Annotated in this window: 1 protein-coding gene; it reads right to left on the bottom strand. The window is 63.8% G+C overall.

Going from position 1 to position 243, the window contains the following annotated elements; translation table 11 throughout:
- Positions 1 to 243, bottom strand: a 243-nt coding sequence (locus G6047_RS00050) for a hypothetical protein (RefSeq protein WP_169525256.1), incomplete at both ends; no start/stop codon positions are given.

Raw genomic sequence — 243 nt, 5'->3', positions numbered from 1 at the left:
GGTTGACGCTCGTGCCCGTCTGGCAGGGATTGGGCGCCACCACGAAATACTTGTCGGGCTGCGGATTCGGCTGCGGCGTGGTGGTACCGTCGCCCCAGTGGTACTCACGCCAGTTGCCCCAACCGCAGGCGTTGTGTACACGCACCCGGAACTTCAGCGGATTGTCGTTCGGGTTGCTGCCGAACACCATGAGGTTCCCCGTCTTGCCCGTGTGGGTCGGGCTGTTGTACTGGCCGTTCTCCA

Source organism: Flavobacterium silvaticum (assembly GCF_012911565.1).
Classification (GTDB): domain Bacteria; phylum Bacteroidota; class Bacteroidia; order Flavobacteriales; family Flavobacteriaceae; genus Flavobacterium; species Flavobacterium silvaticum.
Note: the sequence above shows the minus strand (reverse complement) of the source record. Positions and strands in the feature narration are given on the sequence as shown.